We start from the raw sequence: 2,127 nt of genomic DNA, 5'->3' as shown, positions 1-2,127 counted from the left end.
AAAAGGTGACCGAGGCGAACGTGGTGAGACTGGTCCAAAAGGTGATAAAGGCGAAAATGGCACATCAATTGGAATTACAACAATTGACACGGATTCAGCTGGAAATAAAGTCGTTCGCTTTACAGACGGCAAAACAATGACAATACCTAAAGGTCAAGATGGTACATCAATAGGTATCCGTACAATTACACCACAAACAAACGGTGACACAGTTGTAACTTTTACAGACGGTAAAACAATGACGATACCAAAAGGCGCTAAAGGCGACAAAGGTGATAACGGTCGTGATGGTACATCAATAGGCATTACAAATATTCAAACAGATGCTGCAGGTAATAATATTGTTCACTTTACAGATGGTAAAACAATGACAGTACCAAAAGGCCAAAATGGTACATCAATAGGCATCCGTACAATTACACCACAAGCAAATGGTGACACAGTCGTAACCTTCACAGATGGTAAAACAATGACGATACCAAAAGGTGCGAAGGGTGATAAAGGTGACGTAGGTGCACGAGGTGCAGATGGTCGCTCAATCACAATCACAAGTAATACAGAACAACCAAATGGAGATCGTAAACTTGTGTTCTCAGATAACACTACTGTCATCATTCCAAAAGGTGCAAAAGGTGATAAAGGCGACAATGGTACATCAATTGGAATTACAACAATTGACACAGATACAGTTGGCAATAAAGTCGTTCACTTCACAGATGGCAAAACAATGACAGTACCTAAAGGTCAAGATGGTCAATCAGTTGGCGTAAAAACAATTACCACAGCAACAAATGGAGATACAGTTGTAACCTTCACAGACGGTAAAACAATGACGATACCAAAAGGTGCGAAAGGTGATAAAGGTGACGTAGGTGCACGAGGTGCCGATGGCCGCTCAATCACAATCACAAGTAATACAGAAGAAGCAAACGGTAACCGTAAGCTTGTGTTCTCAGATAATACAACTGTCATCATTCCAAAAGGTGCGAAAGGTGATAAAGGTGATGTAGGTGCAAAAGGTGCCGATGGTCATTCAATCACAATCACTAGTAATACAGTAGAACCAAATGGAAATCGTAAACTTGTCTTCTCAGATAACACAACAGTTGTGATACCAAAAGGCGCTAAAGGTGATAAAGGTGACGTAGGTGCAAAAGGTGCTGATGGTCGTTCAATCACAATCACAAGTAATACAGAAGAAGCAAACGGAGATCGTAAACTTGTATTCTCAGATAATACAACAGTCGTGATACCAAAAGGTGTTAAAGGTGATAAAGGCGAAAATGGCACATCAATTAGCATTACGTCTATTGACACTGATACAACAGGAAACAAAGTTGTTCATTTTAGTGATGGTAAAACATTAACTGTACCAAAAGGTCAAGACGGCACATCAATTGGTATTAAATCAATTACAACATCAGCTAATGGTGATAAAGTTGTAACCTTTACAGATAACCAAGTGCTTACAATACCAAAAGGCGATAAAGGTGACAAAGGTGACAATGGTCAAGATGGTCATTCAATTACAATTACAGGTAATACACAAGAAGCAAATGGCGATCGCAAATTAACATTCTCAGATAACACAACAGTTGTGATACCAAAAGGTGACAATGGCCAAAATGGAACATCAGTTAGTATCACTACAATCGATACAGATAGTACTGGCAATAAAGTCGTTCATTTTAGTGATGGTAAAACATTAACTGTACCAAAAGGTCAAGACGGCACATCAATTGGTATTAAATCAATTACAACATCAGCTAATGGTGATAAAGTTGTAACCTTTACAGATGGTAAAACGTTGACAATACCAAAAGGTGAAAAAGGTGACCGAGGCGACAATGGTCATGATGGCCAAAACGGACGTGATGGTGCGTCAATCACAATTACTCGCACAGAAACAGATGCTGCAGGTAACACAGTTATCCATTTCAGTGATGGTAAAAATGTAACCGTACCAAAAGGCCAAAACGGAACATCAGTGACAATACAAAATATCGCTAAACAACCAAATGGTGATACATTAGTAACCTTCTCAGATGGCAAATCGATTACGATACCAAAAGGCGACAAAGGTGACGCAGGTGTTAAAGGTGCCGATGGTCATTCAATTACAATCAC

The 2,127-nt window shown here is 39.5% G+C and carries 1 pseudogene; it reads left to right on the top strand.

Annotation, left to right across the window (positions count from 1 at the left end):
• Positions 1-2,127: pseudogene (locus HMPREF2864_RS09685) on the top strand (YSIRK signal domain/LPXTG anchor domain surface protein); the annotation flags it as partial.

Origin of the sequence: Staphylococcus sp. HMSC059F04 (assembly GCF_001812565.1) — a bacterium.
GTDB classification, from domain to species: domain Bacteria; phylum Bacillota; class Bacilli; order Staphylococcales; family Staphylococcaceae; genus Staphylococcus; species Staphylococcus lugdunensis.
The sequence above is the reverse complement of the archived record's forward strand: the minus strand, read 5'-3'. Positions and strand labels throughout refer to the sequence as shown.